Raw genomic sequence first — 17385 nt, 5'->3', positions numbered from 1 at the left:
AACCGCACAACGTCCTAGGGCACCCCTACCACCCTAACAGGCAAAACGCCGCAGTCCGAAGACCGCGGCGTTATCGTGATGTCTCAAAACGAGCGACCGCTCACACTCCGAGCTTGTCTCGCACCCCGTAGTACCACGCGCCGGCCGTCAGCATCGGCACGCGCAGCAGGCGACCGCCCGGGAATGGGAAGTGCGGCAGGCCGGCGAAGGCTTTCAGGCGCTCCGGCTTGCCCGCGATCGCCTCGGACAGCAGGCGGCCGGCCAGATGAGTGTAGGTGACGCCGTGGCCACTGCAGCCCTGAGAGTAATAGATGTTGTCGGCGAGCTTGCCCGCCTGCGGCAGCCGCGACAGCGTCAGCGAGAAGTTGCCGGTCCAGCCGAACTGGACCTTCACCTTGGCCAGTTGCGGGAAGGTCTTCAGCATCTTCGGCCGGATCAACTGCTCGATCTCGCCCGGATCGCGCGCACCGTACACGGTACCGCCGCCGTAGAGCAGCCGGTTGTCGGCGGTGAGCCGATAGTAGTCGAGCAGGTAATTGCAGTCCTCCACGCACATGTCGGTCGGCAGCAATTCACGCGTCAGCGATTCCGGCAGCGGCTCGGTGGTCAGCACCTGGGTGCCGCAGGGCAGTGACTTCTCGGCCAGCTTCGGCACCAGGTCGCCGAGGTAGGCGTTGCCGGCCACCACCAGGAAGCGCGCGCTCACCTCGCCGGCGGCAGTATGCACCTTCACCGTCTTGCCCTCGGTGATCTTGGTGACCGCCGACTGTTCAAAAATCTTTCCACCCAGCGACTCGAACGCAGCCGCCTCGCCCAGCACCAGGTTGAGCGGGTGGATGTGACCGCCCGAGTGATCGATCAGCCCGCCGACATAGCGATCGGTGCCGACATGGCGGCGGATACCGGTGGCGTCGACCAGCTCCAGCCGGGTGTGGCCGTAGCGTTCCCACAGCGCCTTCTTGTCTTCCAGTTCTTTCAGCTGCTTGTGCGTCAGCGCGGCGAAGATGTTGCCGTCCTTCAGGTCGCACTGGATGCCGTATTTCGCCACCCGCTCCCGGATGATGCGTCCGCCCTCGAACGCCATGCCGCCCAGCGCATCGGCGGTGGCCTTGCCGTGCCAGCGCTCGATCACGTCCATGTCGCGGCTGTAGCTGTTGACGATCTGGCCGCCGTTGCGCCCCGAGGCGCCCCAGCCCACCCGCGCCGCCTCCAGCACGATCACCGAATACCCCTGTTCGGCCAGGTGCAGGGCGGTGGACAGGCCGGTGAAACCGGCGCCGATCACGCAAACATCGGCGCGCTCGGCGCCGCGCAGCGGCGGGCGTTCCGGCGACGGGTTGGCCGAGGCGGCGTAGTAGGAAGAAGTGTGCGCGATCTTTTGGGTAGCCATAGCGAGTCCAGTCCGGTTCAACCATCGTTGTGTTAATCATATTAAACACACGTTCCGGACTTTGTCACACCCGACGCACAAAAAAACCCGGCCGAGGCCGGGTTTGTGGGACGAACGGTACGGTGGGGCCGTTTACGCCTCGGCGGCGGCCAACTCGCTGCGCTTGGCCGACAGGTCCAGGCCCGGCAGCTCGGCGACGATGTCCGGGTGATCGAACAGCTTCTCGACGATGAAGTCGACGAACACGCGGGTGCGTGGCGCGATGTGCTCGCGATGCGGGAAGCAGATGGTGATATTGCGCTGCAGCGACACGAAATCGGTCAGCACCACCTCCAGTTCGCCGCTGCGCAAGTAGGGCATTATCTCGTGGCCGGGCAGCTGCGCGACACCGAGGCCCAGGCGTGCCAGCTCGCATACCGCCTCGATGTCGTTGACGGTGTAGGTACCGACGACTTCGAGTGGCAGACGCTCGCCATCGCAGTCGAACTCCCACTTGTACAAGCGACCCGAGGTCGGGAACTGGAAGTTGATGCAGTCGTACTGCGCCAGATCCTCGGGCTTGCTCGGCCGACCGTGCTTGTCCCAGTACGCCGGACTCGCCACTACGTACTGCGGGATCTGCGCCAGCGGGCGCGCCGCCATGCGGCTGTCCGGCAGCATGCCGACCCGCACGCCGACGTCGTAGCCGTCCTCGATCAGGTCGCTGAAATGGTCGTCCAGGCCGAAGAACACCTTGATCTTCGGATACAGCCCACAGAACTCGCCCATCAGCGGCAGGATGAAGCGCCGGCCGAACGAGTTGGGCAGGCTCACGCGCAGATGGCCGGCCGGCTCGTCGCGGCTCTCCTTCAGCTGGTTGATCGCGGTGTCGAGGTGGTTGACCGGGCCGCGGCACTGCGCGTAGAAGCGTCGGCCGTCTTCGGTCAGCGTCAGCTGGCGAGTAGTGCGGTTGAACAGCCGCACTTCCAGCTCTTGCTCGAGACGGGCAATGCTCTGGCTGATGGCGGCGGGCGAAACGCCGAGTTTGCGGGCAGCGTCGGAGAAGCTGCCATTCTCAGCCGTGGTCATGAAAACCTGAAGTGCTTTGAGGGTATCCATTGGCTCGTTCCAGGGGTCGGGGCTATCCGGCCAGGCTCATCAAGTAGTATCAATTTATAGTATGTATTACAAAACGATACACGAATATGCGGGGTAATAGTAGAAAAAAACAATTTATCAAAATTCTTAATTCAGAAAAAATTCTTCCTGCATGACCCTGTCCGCATCGATGTAAATCCAGTGCAAAGCCTTGCCTGGAAAGGCTTTGCACTGCATCGCAACCAAGCGCTCGCTTGCTCCCAGCGGGCATTGTCACTCGAAGCATTATGAGCCCATTATATGACGTGGAAATGGTCATTTCCTTATCATTTCCTTATCATTTCCTTATCAATCGGCCGGCCCGTCGGCAGCGCGGAACGATGCGACATCGTGTCGCAGCCTCCCCACTCGCCCCAGTGGTAAAGTCGCGACATGACCGCGTTTCCCTCCCCCTCCGATTCGGCCAATCTTGCCCGCGCCCTCGCCGGCCTGACCCGACTGCGCTGGGTGCTGCTGGCCATCGCCGTGTTGACGCTCACGGCACTGAGCCAGACCGGCTGGCAGCTGCCGCTGCCCGAACTCGGCGCCACGCTGGTGTTGCTCGCCAGCGCCAACCTGTTGCTGGCCCACGCGCCACTCACACCGTTGGCCGCACTGCGCGCCGGGCTCGTCGCCGACACGCTGGCGTTGTCCGCACTGGTCGCGCTGACCGGCGGCGCCGCCAACCCGATCGCCTCGCTGTTCCTCGGCCCGGTGCTGTTCGCCGCCCTCCTGTCGCCAGGCTGGTTCGCCTGGGGGCTGTCGCTGGCGGCGACGGCCGCTTACGGTGCCCTCTTCTACTGGCATGCACCGTGGCCGCTGCTCGGCGGTGACGCCGCCTACGCCTTTCACCTGCACCTGACCGGGATGTGGTTCACCTTCGCGCTGTCGGCACTGCTGATCGCCATCGTCGTCGCCCGGCTCGCTCACGACCTGTCCGAGCGCGAGGCGGCACTGGCGCGCGCACGCGAGATCCAGCTGCGCAACGAACAACTGGTGGCGCTCGGCGTGCAGGCGGCCGGCGCCGCGCACGCGCTGTCGACGCCGCTGAACACGCTGACGCTGCTGGCCGACGAACTGGCCGCCGGTCACTGCCACGACGCGGCACTGAGCGAGGACTTGGCGCTGATGCAGGCGCAGCTCGCCAGCTGCCGCGACGCGCTGGCGGCACTGAAACGCGGTGGCGAACCGGCGTCCGAGGCGGCACCGCTGTTCCCGACTTTGGCCGAGCGGCTCGCCGCCTGGGCGACGCTGCGCCCGCAGGTTCGCCTCGAGCAGCAGCTGCCGTGCGCGCCCGGGCCGACGGTAGCGCTGGATGCGACATTCTGGCCGGCGCTGTACAACCTGCTCGACAACGCCGCCGAGGCCGGCGGCGGCCGGGTCGAACTCGCGGCGACGCTCACCGACGCCACGCTGACGCTGACCATCGTCAACCCCAGCGGCCGCTTGTCGGCCGAACAGCTGGCGCGCGCCGGCCTGGCCGAGCTGCCGACCGACAAGCCGGCGGGGCTCGGCATCGGCGTGCTGTTGACGCATGCGACGCTGTCGCGCCTCGGCGGCCGGGTGAGGCTGATCAACCGCCCAGAAGGCGGCGTATGCGCCGAGCTGGTGCTGCCTCTCGCGAAGGACACCTGATGAACGAACTGCTGATCATCGACGACGATGCCGTATTCGCCACGGTGCTCGCCCGCGCGCTGGCGCGGCGCGGCGTCGCCAGCCGCCATGTCGAGAGCCCCGCCGCCGCGCTGCAGTCGCTTGACCCGGCCCCCGCCCGCATCCTGCTCGACCTGAATCTCGCCGGCGACAGCGGCCTCGCGCTGCTGCCCAAGCTCAAGGCGCGCAGTCCGATGGCCCGCATCGTGGTGCTGACCGGCTTCGCCAGCATCGCCACCGCGGTCGAGGCGGTGAAGCTCGGCGCCACCCAGTATCTCGCCAAACCGGCCGACGCCGACGCCATCCTCGCCGCATTCGGCCAGCAGGAGCCCGACCCGGCACTGCCGGTCGCCGCGCAGCCGATGTCGGTAAAGCGGCTGACCTGGGAGCATGTGCAGCGGGTGCTGGCCGAGCACGACGGCAATGTGTCGGCGACCGCCCGGGCGCTGAACATGCATCGCCGCACCCTGCAACGGATGCTGGCGAAGAAGCCGGTGGCGCGCTGACGCGGTCCCTGCTGCCCGGTCTTGCCGTACGCGCTGCCTACGACGCCCCCAACCAAGCGCGCTTGCCAGCGGCTCATCGCCGCAATGCTTGACCCGGATCAAGCCTCGCCCGGATCCCATCGCCATCCTCCTGTCATTCCCCCGACCGCTTTCCTACCATGGAAAGTCGGCGGCGCACCCGCCGGCCGATGGGACAACCACAAGAGGGGACAAACATGCTGGGACAGATGATGGACGCGCCACTGCTGATCACCGACCTGCTGCGTCACGCCGAGACCTACCACGGCGATACCGAGATCGTGTCGCGCACCGTCGAGGGGCCGGTCCACCGCTACAGCTACCACGACGCCGCGCGACGTGCCCGACAGCTCGCCAACGCACTGGCCCGGCTCGGCGTGGCCGAAGGGGACACCGTCGCCACGCTGGCGTGGAACGGCTACCGCCACTACGAGCTCTACTACGCGATCTCCGGCACCGGCGCCATCTGCCACACCGTCAACCCGCGCCTGTTCGCAGACCAGATCGCCTACATCGTCAACCACGGCGAGGCCGGCGTGCTGTGCTTCGACCTCACCTTCCTGCCGATGGTCGAGCAGCTGGCACCGACACTGCCGGCGATCCGCCACTACGTGCTGCTGACCGACCGCGCCCACATGCCGTCAACGACCAGCCTGCCGGACCTGCTCTGCTACGAGGAACTGCTCGCCGCCGAGCGCGACGACTACGCCTGGCCGCGCCTCGACGAACAGACCGCGTCGGGCCTGTGCTACACCTCGGGCACCACTGGCCATCCGAAGGGCGTGCTGTACAGCCACCGCTCGACCGTGCTGCACGCGCTGTCGAGCTCGCTGCCCGACGCGTTCGGCGTGTCGGCCGACAGCTGCATCCTGCCGGTGGTGCCGATGTTCCACGTCAACGCCTGGGGCTTTCCGTACAGCGCCACGCTGAACGGCGCCAAGCTGGTGCTGCCGGGGCCGAAGCTCGACCCGGAAAGCCTGTACGAGCTGATCGAGGCCGAAGGCGTCACCCTCGCCGCCGGCGTGCCTACGGTGTGGATGGCGCTATTGCAGCACTGCGAGCAGCGCGACCTGACACTGAGCTCGCTGGAGCGAGTGATCGTCGGTGGCTCGGCGGTGCCCGAAACGATGATCGAGCAGCTCGCCTTCCACGGCGCCGATCTGCGCCAGCTCTGGGGCATGACCGAGCTGTCGCCGGTGGGCACCACCAGTTCGCCCAAGCTCAAGCACCGCCGTGCCGACGCGGCAGAACGGCGCCGCCTGCAACTGACGCAGGGCCGGCCGATCTACGGCGTGGCACTGCGCCTGGTCGACGCCGCCGGCAAGGTATTGCCGAACGACGGGGTCACCTTCGGCCGGCTGCAGGTGCAGAGCGTCTGGGCGCTGTCGCGCTACTTCCACCGCGAACGCGACGCCAGCCACAGCGACGACGGCTGGTTCGACACCGGCGACGTCGCGACGATAGACGCGGACGGCTACATGAGGATCACCGACCGCACCAAGGACGTGATCAAGTCGGGTGGCGAGTGGATCAGCTCGATCGAACTGGAAAACATCCTGATCGGCCATCCGGCGGTGGCCGAAGCGGCGGCGGTCGGCGTCGCGCACCCGAAGTGGGACGAGCGGCCACTGATGGTGGTGGTGCTCAAGCCCGGCGCGACGGTGAGCCGCGAGGAGCTGCTGGCGTTCTTCGCCGGCAAGGTGGCCAAGTGGTGGCTGCCCGACGACGTGGTGATTGTCGACGAGCTGCCGCACACCGCCACCGGCAAGCTGCAGAAGATGGCGTTGCGCGAGCGATTTCGCGCTTATCGCTGGCCGGATGGCGCTTAGAACGAAGAAGAACTGTACAAATTAGAGCAATTACCTTAAATTGTGCCCCGCACAGAAACTGAAAGGTTTTTGTGGTGTTAGCCCCTCGAAACGTCGCTTCGCCTACCGGCGGACGATGTTTCTTCCTCGTGTTGGCCCCTGCCGGAATCCCGCCAGGGGATTTTTTTTGGCCAGCGCCGCAACGCCCCCACCCGTCGGCCCCCTACGCTACTCCCCCCAAACTGCCCGGCAACAGCGCAATCCCCCTCGGCCCGTACGTCTACTACTGCAGCATTTTTCTTCCATTTCCAAGCTGTCACGCACATCTCTGCCATTTTGCAATCAACAAGTAACTTACTGAATGTTAATATGCTGATTCGTAATCAAAATACAAAAAACAATCGACACAGTTAAAACAAATCCGCATGGCCCCCTCTCCCCGGCCAGACGACGGAACAGAGAATGGACCCAAGAAGGAATCGGACGTGAAAACTCTTAGAAGTAGACTGATCGGCCTCACCATACTGATCACCGCACTGTTCGGTCTGGCGCTGGTTGCATTTGCGTATGTGCAAATGCGCAGCGAGATCCAGCAGGGCATCAATCAGGAATTCCAGAGCGTTCTGTCCGGCCAGGGCAGCATGATGCGCACCTGGCTCGACGAGAAGCGCGCGCTGATCGCCAACGAGACCAACGTGGCGCAGCGCCCCGACGCGATCGAATTCCTCAAGCAGCTGACCAAGGGCGGCCGCTTCTACGACACCTACTTCGGCTATGCGGACAAGCGCGTCTTGTTCTCGGACAGCTGGGTGCCGCCGGCCGACTACAACGTCACCGAGCGCCCGTGGTTCAAGCAGGCGCAGGCCGCCGGTCAACCGGTGGTCACCGACCCCTACATCGATGCGCAGAGCAAGAAGCTGACGGTGACCGTCGCAGCGCCGTTCCAGACCGACGGCAAGTTCGGCGGCGTGGCCGCCGGCGACGTATTCGTCGACGATGTGGTCAAGTCCGTGCTGTCGCAGAAGGTCCGCGGCGACGGTTACCCATTCATCGTCGGCCGTGACGGCACCATCATCGCCCACCCGCAGGCCGACCTGACCCTGAAGCCGATCACCCAGATCGCCCCGAGCCTGACCGCCGAGGCGATGGCGAGCCTGGCTCAGCAGGCGAGCCCCGCCGACGTCGACATCCAGGGCGAGACCATGCTGGTGGCGCTGCAGCCGATCGAGGGCACCAACTGGTATATCGGCGTGGCCGCCAAGAAGGCCGAGCTGATGGCGCCGCTGCACACCCTGCTCTACACGCTGATCGGCATTTCGCTGTTCGCCTTCGTGCTGATGGCGGCGCTGGCGAGCGTGGTGATCGGCCGCATGCTGCAGGGGCTGCACCGGCTGCGCGACGCGATGGCCGACATCGCCCAGGGCGACGGCGACCTGACGCTGCGCCTGGACGACACCGGCAGCGACGAGATCGCCGCCACCGCGCGCGCGTTCAACCAGTTCATCGGCCAGCTGCGCAAGCTGTTCGGCCAGCTGCAGGGCGAGGCGCACACGCTGATCGGCGGGGTGCGCGAGGCGAACGGCCAGCTCGTCCGCCTGGCCGAAGGCTCGCGCCAGATGGCCGACGTGTCCTCGTCCAACGCCGCGACGCTCGAGGAGATCACCGTCAGCATCGCGCACATCGCCGACAGCGCCGGCCAGGCCGACTCGCTGGTGAAGAGCACGCACGGGGAACTGGCCGACAGCTCGACCAAGATGCAGCAGTTGTCCGACGGCATGGAAGTCACCGTCAGCGCAGTGCGCTCGCTGGAGACCATGCTGAGCTCGCTCGACCGTCGCTCGCAGGACATCAGCAACATCACCAACGTGATCCGCGACATCGCCGACCAGACCAATCTGTTGGCGCTGAACGCGGCGATCGAGGCGGCGCGCGCCGGCGAACAGGGCCGCGGCTTCGCCGTGGTGGCCGACGAGGTGCGCAAGCTCGCCGAGCGCACCGCGCAGGCGACGCTGGAAATCGCGCAGCAGGTCGACACCATCCGCAGCGAGACCAGCCGCGCGGTCGGCGACGTGAACCAGACGGTGCAGTCGGTCGACCAGGGCGTGTCGCTGACCCAGCAGTCGGTCGCCGACATCCGCACGATCCGCGGCTCGATGGAGTCGGTGGTCAGCAAGATGAACGACATCACGCTGTCGACCACCGAGCAGCACAACGCGTCGACGCTGATCGCGCAGAGCACCGAGGCGATCAACAACCGGGTGCTGGAGAGCGACGACCAGCTGCAGAGCGTCAGCGGCACGCTGCAGCACCTCGCCGAGGCGGCATCGCGGATGGACGCGGCGTTCGGGCGCTTCAAGCTCTGAGTCGTGTCCCACACCATACAAAAAGCGCCCCGCGGGGCGCTTTTTCGTTGCTGGTCGCAGCGGCGACTCAGTACAGCTTGCCCGGGTTCATCAGCCCCTGCGGGTCAAGCAGAGCCTTGATCTGTCGCATCAGCGCCAGCGCCGCCGGGTCCTTGTAGCGCGCCAGCCAGTGCGCCTTGAGCTGGCCGATGCCGTGCTCGGCGGCCAGCGTGCCGTGCACGGCATACACTGCGTCGTAGACGATGGCGTTGACGCGCTCCTCGTCGTCGAACAGGTCGGCGTTGCCGGGGCGGGTATACGACACGTTGTAGTGCAGGCTGCCATCGCCGACATGGCCGAACGCGACGATCTGCACGCCGGGGAAGGCGGCCTCGAGCCGGGTCGCCGCATCCTGCATGAACGCAGGGATCGCCGACACCGGCACCGCGATGTCGTGCTTGATGCTCGGGCCGTGCGCCGCCTGCGCCTCGGAGATCGCCTCGCGCACTGCCCACAGCGCCTGCCGTTCGGCCTCGGACTGCGCGATCACGCCGTCGAGCATCGCCCGCTCGGCCAGCCAGCCGACCAGCCGTTCGTTGAGTTCGGCCGAAGCACCGCCATCGGACAGCTCGATCAGCAACGCCCACGGCGTGATGAACGGCACGCGCGCCTGCGGCTGGTACTGGTCGACCAGCTCCAGACAGCGCCGCGAGATCAGTTCGAAGGTGGTCAGCCGGTCGCCGAACACCGCCTTCAGCTCGGCGAGCCAGGCCACCGACTCGGTGGCGTCGGCGATGCCGATCAGGGCGGTTGCGCGCGCGGTCGGCCGTGGGAACAGCTTCAGCGTCGCCGCGGTGATCAGGCCGAGCGTGCCCTCGGCGCCGATGAACAGCTGCTTCAGGTCGAGCCCCGTCGTGTCCTTGCGCAGCCCCGACAGCAGGTTCAGCACTTGGCCGTCCGGCAGCACCACCTCCAGCCCCAGCGCCAGCTCGCGCATCGTGCCGTAACGCAGCACCGCGAGGCCGCCGGCGTTGGTCGACAGGTTGCCACCGATCTGACAGCTGCCCTCGCTCGCCAGCGACAGCGGGAACAGCCTATCGACCGCAGCCGCCGCCTGCTGCGCCTCGGCCAGTGTCACGCCGGCCTCCAGCGTCATCGTTGCGTTGGCCGCGTCGACCTCGCGCACCTTGTTCAGCCGACGCATCGCGATCACCAGCGCCCGGCCGGAGTCGTCCGGCGTCGCCGCGCCGCAGGTGCCGGTGTTGCCGCCCTGCGGAACGATGGGGATGCCATTCGCCGCACAATAGCCGACCAGCGCGGCGACCTCGGCGGTGCTGCCCGGCAGCGCCACCGCCAGCGGGCGACCGAGGTAGCGCTTGCGCCAGTCGAGGCAGAACGGCGCGATGTCGGATTCGGCGGTTAACAGGTGCGCGTCGCCGACAATGGCGGCCAGTTGCGCGAGCGGCGTGCTCATTATTCGTCCTCTTCCTCGTCGGCCAGGTCAGGCGCCATCAGCGTATCCGGATGCGCCCAGCCCGGCAGCGCCTCGATGCGCGCGAGCCAGGCGGCGACGTTCGGCCAACGTTGCAGGTTCAGACCGGCGTCGGGCAGCCACCACAGATAGGCGGCGCAGGCCACGTCGGCGATGGTCGGATGCTGGCCGACCAGCCACGCGCGCCCGGCGAGCGTCGCATCGAGCACGCTCAGATCGTCACGCAGCCTTGCGGCCAGCCAGTCGCACACCGATTCGTTCGCGCCGCCGAACAGGCGGATATAGCGCAGGTTGGGCAGCGAGATGCCGATGCGGTTGGCCTCCCAGCTGAGCCACTCGCGCACCGTCTGGCGCTCGCCGGGCGCTGCGGCGAGCACGCCCTCGCTCTCGGCCAGCCATTGCAGGATGGCGTTCGACTGCACCAGCGGCACACCGTCGACCAGCAGCACTGGTACCTCACCCCAACGGCTGGCGGCACGGAAGGCGTCCAGGCGGGCGTCGCGCGCCACGGCCAGGTCGACGTGTTCGTAGTCGTGCGACAGGTCGCCGAGCATCAGCGCGAGGCGCACCTTGTAGCTGTGGCCGGAAAGACGGTTGCCGTAGAGCAGCAGACGGGACATAGACAGGACTTTCACAATGAGGAAGACAAGGCAGCCCGGCGAGCGGCACGGTCAGTGACCGAGCCCAGCCAGGCGGCGGCGAATGCCAGCGGCACCGAGAATAGTGCCGGATTGGTGTATGGGAACAGCGGGGCCTTGAAGCCCAGCACCGCCACCCACACCGCCGGCCCGGCGACGATCAGGCCGACCGACGCGGCAATGCCGGCAATGCCGCCGGCGATCACGCCGCGTGCCGTCAGCTTAGGCCAGAACAGGCTGAGCAGCAGCAGCGGAAAATTGCTCGACGCGGCCAGCGCGAACGCAAGGCCGAACAGGAACGCGACGTTCTGGTCCTGGAACGCCAGCGACAGCGCCACCGCCAACGCGCCGAGCGCGATCACCGCCCAGCGCGCCAGCTTCAGTTCGGCGGCCGCATCGACGCGGCCACGGCGCAGCAGCCCGGCGTACAGGTCGTGGCTGACCACGCTGGCACCAGCAAGCGCCAGCCCCGCGACCACCGCGAGGATCGTCGCAAACGCCACCGCCGCGACGAAGCCGCCCAGCACTGCGCCGCCGAGCACCCGCGCGAGCTGCACCGCCGCCATATTGCTGCCGCCGACGAGCTTGCCAGCCGCGTCGAACAGCTCCGCGTGGGGGGGGAGCAGCGCGACCGCACCGTAGCCGATCACCATATTGATGGCGAAGAACAGCGCGATCAGCCCGGTCGCCCAGAGCACCGAGCGGTGCGCCGCACGCGCGTTTGGCACGGTGACAAAACGCATCAGCACGTGGGGTAGGCCCAACAGGCCGAGCACCAGGCCAACGCCAAGCGACAGCACCTCGACCGGGTCGGCCAGCGCACGGCTCGGCAGGAAGATCGCCTGGCCCGAGTGCGCCGCCGCGTCGGCGAACAGCGCGGCAACACTGCCGCCGTGCACGGCCAGCACCCCGGCCGCCAGCGCGCCGCCGCAGCCGAACAGTAGCATCGCCTTGATCATCTGCACCCAGCTGGTCGCGAGCATGCCCCCGCCCGCTGCGTACAGCACCATCAGCACACCGACCACGCTCACTGCCGCCGCGTACGGCAGGCCGAACAGCAACGCCACCAGCTTGCCGGCACCGACCATCTGCACGATCAGGTAGAACAACGTCACCGTCAGCGACGAGGCGGCGGCGAGGCCGCGCACCGCCCTGGTGTCGAAGCGCTTCGCGAGCACCCCGGCGAGCGTGTACTCACGCTCATCGCGCAGCCGTCCGGCAAGCAGAATCAGCAATAGAGGCCAGCCGAACAAGGTGCCGACCGCGTACACCGCCGAGTCGTAACCGCTAGTGAAATAGAGGCCGGCCGCGCCGAGGAAAGCCGCCGCCGACAGGTAGTCACCGGCCAATGCCAGGCCGTTCTGCCAACCGGCCAGCCGCCCGTCCGCCGTAAAAAACGCCATCGCACCATCGCCCTGGCGGCGCGCCGCCCAGCGGGTCACCCCCAGGGTGAGCAGCACGAACAGGATGGACAGCATCGCCGCCGGGCTCATTTCGCCCCCTTTCGACCAACATCGGCCGCACGGGCGTAGAGCACAGTGATCGCGAAGCCAAGCGCGAACAGCGCCAGCGCGACGACGATGGACACCGGCCAGCCGGATAGGCTACCGGCAAGCAGCGACGGCGCGAACGCGACGACGCCGTAGTAGCCGGCGACCAGCGCCAGCAGCAGGATCAGGCAGAAACGGGGCATCGGCGGATTATTTCTGCCAGTAGGTCTTCACATTGACGAATTCGTACAGGCCGAACTCGGACAGCTCCCGGCCGTAGCCGGACGCCTTCACGCCGCCGAACGGCAGGCGCAGGTCGGAACTGGTATGGCGGTTCAGGAACACGCTGCCCGCCTCGATCTGGCGCGCCAGCTGCCAGCCGCGCTCGGTATCGGCGGTGTAGATGGCCGCGCCCAGGCCGAACGGCGTATCGTTGGCGAGGCGGATCGCGTCGGCCTCCGAATCGGCGCGCAGGATGCTCGCCACCGGCCCAAACACCTCCTCGTGGTAAACGCGGCACGCCGGATTCACGTGATCGAGCACGGTGGCCGGGTAGAAGAAACCCGGCCCGCTCGGCATCTGGCCGCCGAGCAGCAGCTCGGCGCCGTTCGCCTGCGCGTCGAGCACCTGCGCGTGCAGCGCCTCGCGCAAATCGGCGCGGGTCAGCGGCGCCAACGTCGCCGCCGGGTCGCGCGGGTCGCCCGGCTGCAGTGCCACCGCCTCAGCGAGGAAGGCCGCGACGAACTCGTCGGCGATCTCCGGCACCACGATCAGCCGCTTCGCGGCGTTGCAGCTCTGGCCGGCGTCGCGGAAACGCGAGTGGCACGCTTCCTTCGCTGCCGCGGCGATGTCGGCATCGCGCAGGACGATGAACGGGTTGCTGCCACCCAGCTCCAGCACGGTCTTCTTCAGATGCTTGCCGGCCAGGCCCGCGATCAGGCGGCCGGTGCTGGTCGAGCCGGTGAACGCCACCGCGTCGCACAGCCGCACCGCCTCCTCGACCTGCTCGTTATCGAGCCAGCCGATATCGAGCACCGCGAGGCCCGCCCGATGCGCCAGCTCCAGCAGCGCGGCGCTCGCCTGCGGCACCGACGGCGCCGGCTTGACGAGACAGGCGTTGCCGGCGAACAGCGCCGGCACCGCGAAACGCAGCACCTGCCAGATCGGATAGTTCCACGGCATCACCGCCAGCACGAGCCCCAGCGGCTCGAATGCGACGCCACTCTTGCTCGCGCCGGTCGCAATCGGCTGCGACGCCAACAGGCCCGGCGCCAGTTGCGCGTAGTAGCGGATCAACTGCGCCGACTTGTCGATCTCGGCCAGGCATTCGGCGGTGCGTCGACCGACCTCGAGCGTGACCAGGTCGGCGAGCCGTTCGCGCTCGGCCTCAAGCAGGTCGGCAAGCTTCAGCAGCGGCGGGATGCGCTGTTCGACGGAGAGGCCACGCCAGTCACGTTGCGCCTGCTTCAGCGCGGCGATCTGCTCGGCCAGACGGGTGTCGGATTCGGCGGGACGGGTGAAGACGACCTCGCCGGTGGCGGGGTTGCAGCTGGTATAGGCAGTCATGACCCAAGGGTAGCAAAAACGGGGGAGCGGCGTCAGGAGGGGAAAACACGGGGCACGTGTGTTTTCGCGACGAATTGTTATGGGGCGGGGACGGGGCTGGCTGCGGCTTGGCGATGTAGCCAATAGGTAGCCCGTAGGATGGGTGGAGACGCTGGCGCCGCAACCCATCTTGTCGTTCGGCCAACGTTGGCGAGAACAGCGGCCTTGTCGGCCTCGCCCGACTGGCGACTTCCTTTCTTTGCTTCGCCAAAGAAAGGAAGCAAAGAAAGGCGACCCCCGATGCGCCGGCCTTCGGCTTCCCTCGCGCCAGCCAAACGGCCAGGCGCCGCCGAACTCGCACCGCGCTAACGTCGCGGTGCTCGAACAAGCGGCGGCTTAAAACCTGGCCGCTTGACGATCGCTCGGCAGCGCAAAGGGGGATGGGCAGGATGATTGCATCGACAGTGGATTTGGAAAGTTGAAAACGAGGGCAGGTTCGTGAGCCTACTCATCATGTTGGCCAAATCCGGCTTTCTTACACTAAATCACGCATCGGATACTTTCGGCCGACCTTGCGGCTTATCCACAGTCAGACACCTGCCAACGGCGCCTCTTTCAAGAAGCGCTATCTGACTGACAGGTTTTTATTAAAAAAAATGGGGCCCTCCACGAGAGCCCCGTCCGTGCATCCCACCATGTTACAAACCGGCTGGCGCAGGTTGGCGCGGTCTTTCGGAACCTCCACGCGATGCCCCAAAGAGCTTAGCTCGCATCCACCCCAACAGCTTCTGTTCAATGTATTTGTGGGTCACCATTGACACCAGCAGCGTCACGATGGCCACCGCGATCAACAATGGCCATCCGCCGGTATCCTTCGCGATTCCGAGACGGGGTAGCAACCGCTCACAGAAAAACCAGACTTTTTCGTGCATCAGGTACAACGAATACGAAATCGTACCAAGGAACAGGAGGAAAGGGGGCCAGCGGACAGCTCTCTGCCGTTCGTACATCACCAGCGTTAGCACTAACGCTGCACAAATCAGTCCCCAGCCAGTCAGATCATGCCCATTGTAGCGACCCGTGACGTAATCCCACACAAAGAGCGGCCCCGCCACGGCGAGGCCCCACCCCCAGTAGCCCATGCCTCGCTTCGGGTCAGCACGGTGCCATAGCCCAATCAGAACGCCCAGCGCGAACTGCAGCAAGATCGGGTTAGTGATCATCGCCAAGTAGACGTTCCCAAACGGATAACCTGCCGACGTGCTCAATCCGTTCCAGCCAAAATACAGCGCGGGCGCCAACACCAATGCCGCCAAGCAGGCCAACAGGACCTGCCAGCGCCAGCGACCGGCAACCACGATACATAGGCCCGTCAGCAGGTAGAAGAAAATTTCGTAGTTCAACGTCCAACCGACAAACAGCCTAGCGTAGCCGTAGGTAGGCCCCCCGCCTGTGCCACCGAGGGGAATGAACAACATCGAGCGGCCAGTTTCATACAGGCTGTCCCAGGAGGAGCCCGCTCCCCCTAGTGTGACCAGATAGTAGAGCGGCAGTACACGGCAGGCGCGCTTTACCAGAAAGTCGCGTCCGCCGGCCAGCCCCTGGGCGTGATCCTCGGTGATATACACGACAATGAAGCCGCTGATGGTGAAGAATAAGGGCACTCCAATCGCCCCCTGGCTGAACAGCAAGTCGGCTAGGGCTTGGTTCGCCGGGCCGGCGATACTTCGGAAGTGGAACCCGACAACGAGGAGCGCCGCCAAACCTCGCAGCGCCTGGATGGATTGAATGGTTGGTTTAGGATTCATTGTTGTTCTGGATGCTGTTTATTTATACCGAACAAATAGAGAAGGAATTTTTGATGTGATTTTGGCATTCTACCTTAATGACGGGCCACCACCCGCCCCCTCATCCGGGTCCCACAATCCCCTCCAACGTTGGCCGAAAGGCACCACACCAATCCCCCCAAACAAAACGGGCGCTACGTCACCACGTCGCGCCCGTCATCCCTATTCATTCGGCCAACCTCCCGGCCTACCGAACCCGACTTAGCCGGCGACCAACTCGCCCGGCTTCTCCCCGGTCAGCAGATAGTGAATGGTCTCTCTCGCCGAGCGCATCGTCTCGCCGAACGGCAGCGGATCGGCGCCGCGGAAGAACAGCCCCTTGCTGACCTCGCCGCGGAAGGCCGCCGCCAGCTTCAGGTCGATGCAGAACTGCCCGACCTTGCTCAGGCCATCGCGCAATCCGCACACCGATAGACAGTTCAGCCCCTGGGTGCAGCGGCGCGGGTCGGCCTTGGCGTTGGCCTGCAGCTTGACCTCGCGCTTCAGGTAGTTCTTCAGCCATGGCGTCAGCACGCCGCGTGCCGGCAGGCCGGCCACCGACATGAACTCGGCAATGTCCTCGGGCCGCGCCTCGGCCAGCGTGCGCTTGAAGTTGGCGTGCGCATCGCCCTCGCGGGTGACGGCAAAGGCGGTGCCGACCTGCACCGCTGAGGCACCCCATTCGGTCAGCGCGGTCTTTACCTTGTCGAAGCGGCTCATGCCGCCGGCGACGATCAGCGGGATCTTCTCGCGCTCCAGGCCCAGCCCCTTGAACAGCTCGAAGGTCTCGTCCAGCACGCGCTTGAAGTCGAACTTGGCGTCGGACAGGTCGTCGATGCGCGCCGCACCCAAATGGCCGCCGGCGTGGTTCGGGTGCTCGATCACGATCGCATCGGGCAGACGGTTCTTCTTCATCCAGCGCTTGAGCACGATGCCGATACCGCGCGATTCGGACAGGATGGGGATCAGCGCCACGTCCGGGTGCTCGGCCGCCATCTCCGGCAGGTCGAGCGGCAGGCCGGCGCCCATCACGATCGCGTGCGCGCCCGACTCGCAGGCCTGGCGCACCAGCGCCGGGTGGTCGTCGACCGCCTTCATCACGTTGACCGCAACCAAGCCGTGGCCGTCGGCACGCACGAGCGCGCCGCGCACCTCGCGGTCGAGCGCGATGCGGTTGAGACGGTTCAGCGCATCGAGGTCGGCGCCTTGCGACTGGGCGACCAGGTCCTCGTGCAGGTGGCGCAGGTCGACGCTGGCGATAGTGCCGACGGCATTCTCGCGGGCGACGGCGCCGGCCAGGCTCTTGGCCGAGATGCCGACGCCCATGCCGCCCTGCACGATGGGCAAGAGCTCGCGCCCCTTCAGGCGCAAGGGAGAGAATTCGGTGGGGGTGGTCATGGCGATGCTTTCAAGTAGCTAAACCTAAAAAGATCGCCATTGTCGGACGGCTGCTCCGGCCGAATGTTGACGCGCGTCAAGCTAGCGCGGATTGGCCGGGGATCGGCCAATCCGCGCCCCGCGCCCGACGTTTGGGGGTTCCCGGTTTGAGCGCTCAACCCGG

General features: G+C 66.3%; 13 protein-coding genes. 4 read left to right on the top strand and 9 right to left on the bottom strand.

The annotated features are described in order from the left end of the window. Nucleotides 1-100 precede the first annotated feature (100 nt). Nucleotides 101-1390 (bottom strand): NAD(P)/FAD-dependent oxidoreductase, encoded by a 1290-nt coding sequence (locus QU481_RS08090; RefSeq protein WP_289829435.1) that lies wholly within the window; start codon nucleotides 1388-1390, stop codon nucleotides 101-103. 132 nt (nucleotides 1391-1522) lie between these two features. Beyond that, on the bottom strand, nucleotides 1523-2488 hold the full coding sequence (locus QU481_RS08085) for a LysR family transcriptional regulator (RefSeq protein ID WP_289829434.1): 966 nt from the start codon (nucleotides 2486-2488) through the stop codon (nucleotides 1523-1525). Nucleotides 2489-2899: 411 nt separating this feature from the next. Between QU481_RS08085 and QU481_RS08080 the strand changes: the two genes are divergently transcribed. The 4 genes from QU481_RS08080 to QU481_RS08065 all read left to right on the top strand — a co-directional run bounded on the left by QU481_RS08080 (nucleotide 2900) and on the right by QU481_RS08065 (nucleotide 8854). Next, nucleotides 2900-4141: an ATP-binding protein gene (locus tag QU481_RS08080; RefSeq protein ID WP_289829433.1), complete on the top strand. Its 1242-nt coding sequence runs from the start codon at nucleotides 2900-2902 to the stop codon at nucleotides 4139-4141. Further along, nucleotides 4141-4665 carry a response regulator transcription factor gene (locus QU481_RS08075; RefSeq protein WP_289829432.1) on the top strand — a complete coding sequence of 175 codons (525 nt, stop codon included), beginning with the start codon at nucleotides 4141-4143 and terminating at the stop codon, nucleotides 4663-4665. The genes QU481_RS08080 and QU481_RS08075 overlap by 1 nt, the downstream gene beginning before the upstream one ends. A gap of 215 nt (nucleotides 4666-4880) precedes the next feature. Beyond that, entirely contained in the window at nucleotides 4881-6512 is a 1632-nt protein-coding gene (locus QU481_RS08070) for a 3-(methylthio)propionyl-CoA ligase (protein WP_289829431.1), read from the top strand. A 464-nt stretch (nucleotides 6513-6976) separates the two neighbouring features. Beyond that, nucleotides 6977-8854 (top strand): methyl-accepting chemotaxis protein, encoded by a 1878-nt coding sequence (locus tag QU481_RS08065; RefSeq protein ID WP_289829430.1) that lies wholly within the window; start codon nucleotides 6977-6979, stop codon nucleotides 8852-8854. Nucleotides 8855-8921: 67 nt separating this feature from the next. Here QU481_RS08065 and QU481_RS08060 read toward each other — a convergent pair whose 3' ends face one another. From QU481_RS08060 to QU481_RS08030, 7 genes are all read right to left on the bottom strand, one after another. Beyond that, nucleotides 8922-10307 (bottom strand): FAD-binding oxidoreductase, encoded by a 1386-nt coding sequence (locus tag QU481_RS08060; RefSeq protein WP_289829429.1) that lies wholly within the window; start codon nucleotides 10305-10307, stop codon nucleotides 8922-8924. After that, nucleotides 10307-10945 carry a glutathione S-transferase family protein gene (locus QU481_RS08055; protein ID WP_289829428.1) on the bottom strand — a complete coding sequence of 213 codons (639 nt, stop codon included), beginning with the start codon at nucleotides 10943-10945 and terminating at the stop codon, nucleotides 10307-10309. Before QU481_RS08055 ends, QU481_RS08060 begins: the two co-directional genes overlap by 1 nt. 11 nt (nucleotides 10946-10956) lie before the next feature. Continuing rightward, nucleotides 10957-12456 (bottom strand): sodium:solute symporter family transporter, encoded by a 1500-nt coding sequence (locus QU481_RS08050; protein ID WP_289829427.1) that lies wholly within the window; start codon nucleotides 12454-12456, stop codon nucleotides 10957-10959. Beyond that, nucleotides 12453-12656, bottom strand: a complete 204-nt coding sequence (locus tag QU481_RS08045; protein WP_289829426.1) for a DUF485 domain-containing protein — start codon at nucleotides 12654-12656, stop codon at nucleotides 12453-12455. The genes QU481_RS08050 and QU481_RS08045 overlap by 4 nt, the downstream gene beginning before the upstream one ends. Before the next feature lie 7 nt (nucleotides 12657-12663). Then, complete coding sequence (locus QU481_RS08040) at nucleotides 12664-14019, bottom strand: aldehyde dehydrogenase family protein (protein WP_289829425.1); 1356 nt, start codon at nucleotides 14017-14019, stop codon at nucleotides 12664-12666. Nucleotides 14020-14696: 677 nt separating this feature from the next. Then, complete coding sequence (locus QU481_RS08035; protein ID WP_289829424.1) at nucleotides 14697-15806, bottom strand: acyltransferase family protein; 1110 nt, start codon at nucleotides 15804-15806, stop codon at nucleotides 14697-14699. A 240-nt stretch (nucleotides 15807-16046) separates the two neighbouring features. After that, the gene (locus QU481_RS08030; protein WP_289829422.1) at nucleotides 16047-17222 is read right to left on the bottom strand and encodes an NAD(P)H-dependent flavin oxidoreductase; all 1176 of its coding nucleotides are present in this window, start codon (nucleotides 17220-17222) and stop codon (nucleotides 16047-16049) included. Nucleotides 17223-17385: the final 163 nt, after the last annotated feature.

Source organism: Crenobacter oryzisoli (genome assembly GCF_030385785.1).
GTDB lineage: Bacteria > Pseudomonadota > Gammaproteobacteria > Burkholderiales > Chromobacteriaceae > Crenobacter_A > Crenobacter_A oryzisoli.
The sequence above is the reverse complement of the archived record's forward strand: the minus strand, read 5'-3'. Positions and strand labels throughout refer to the sequence as shown.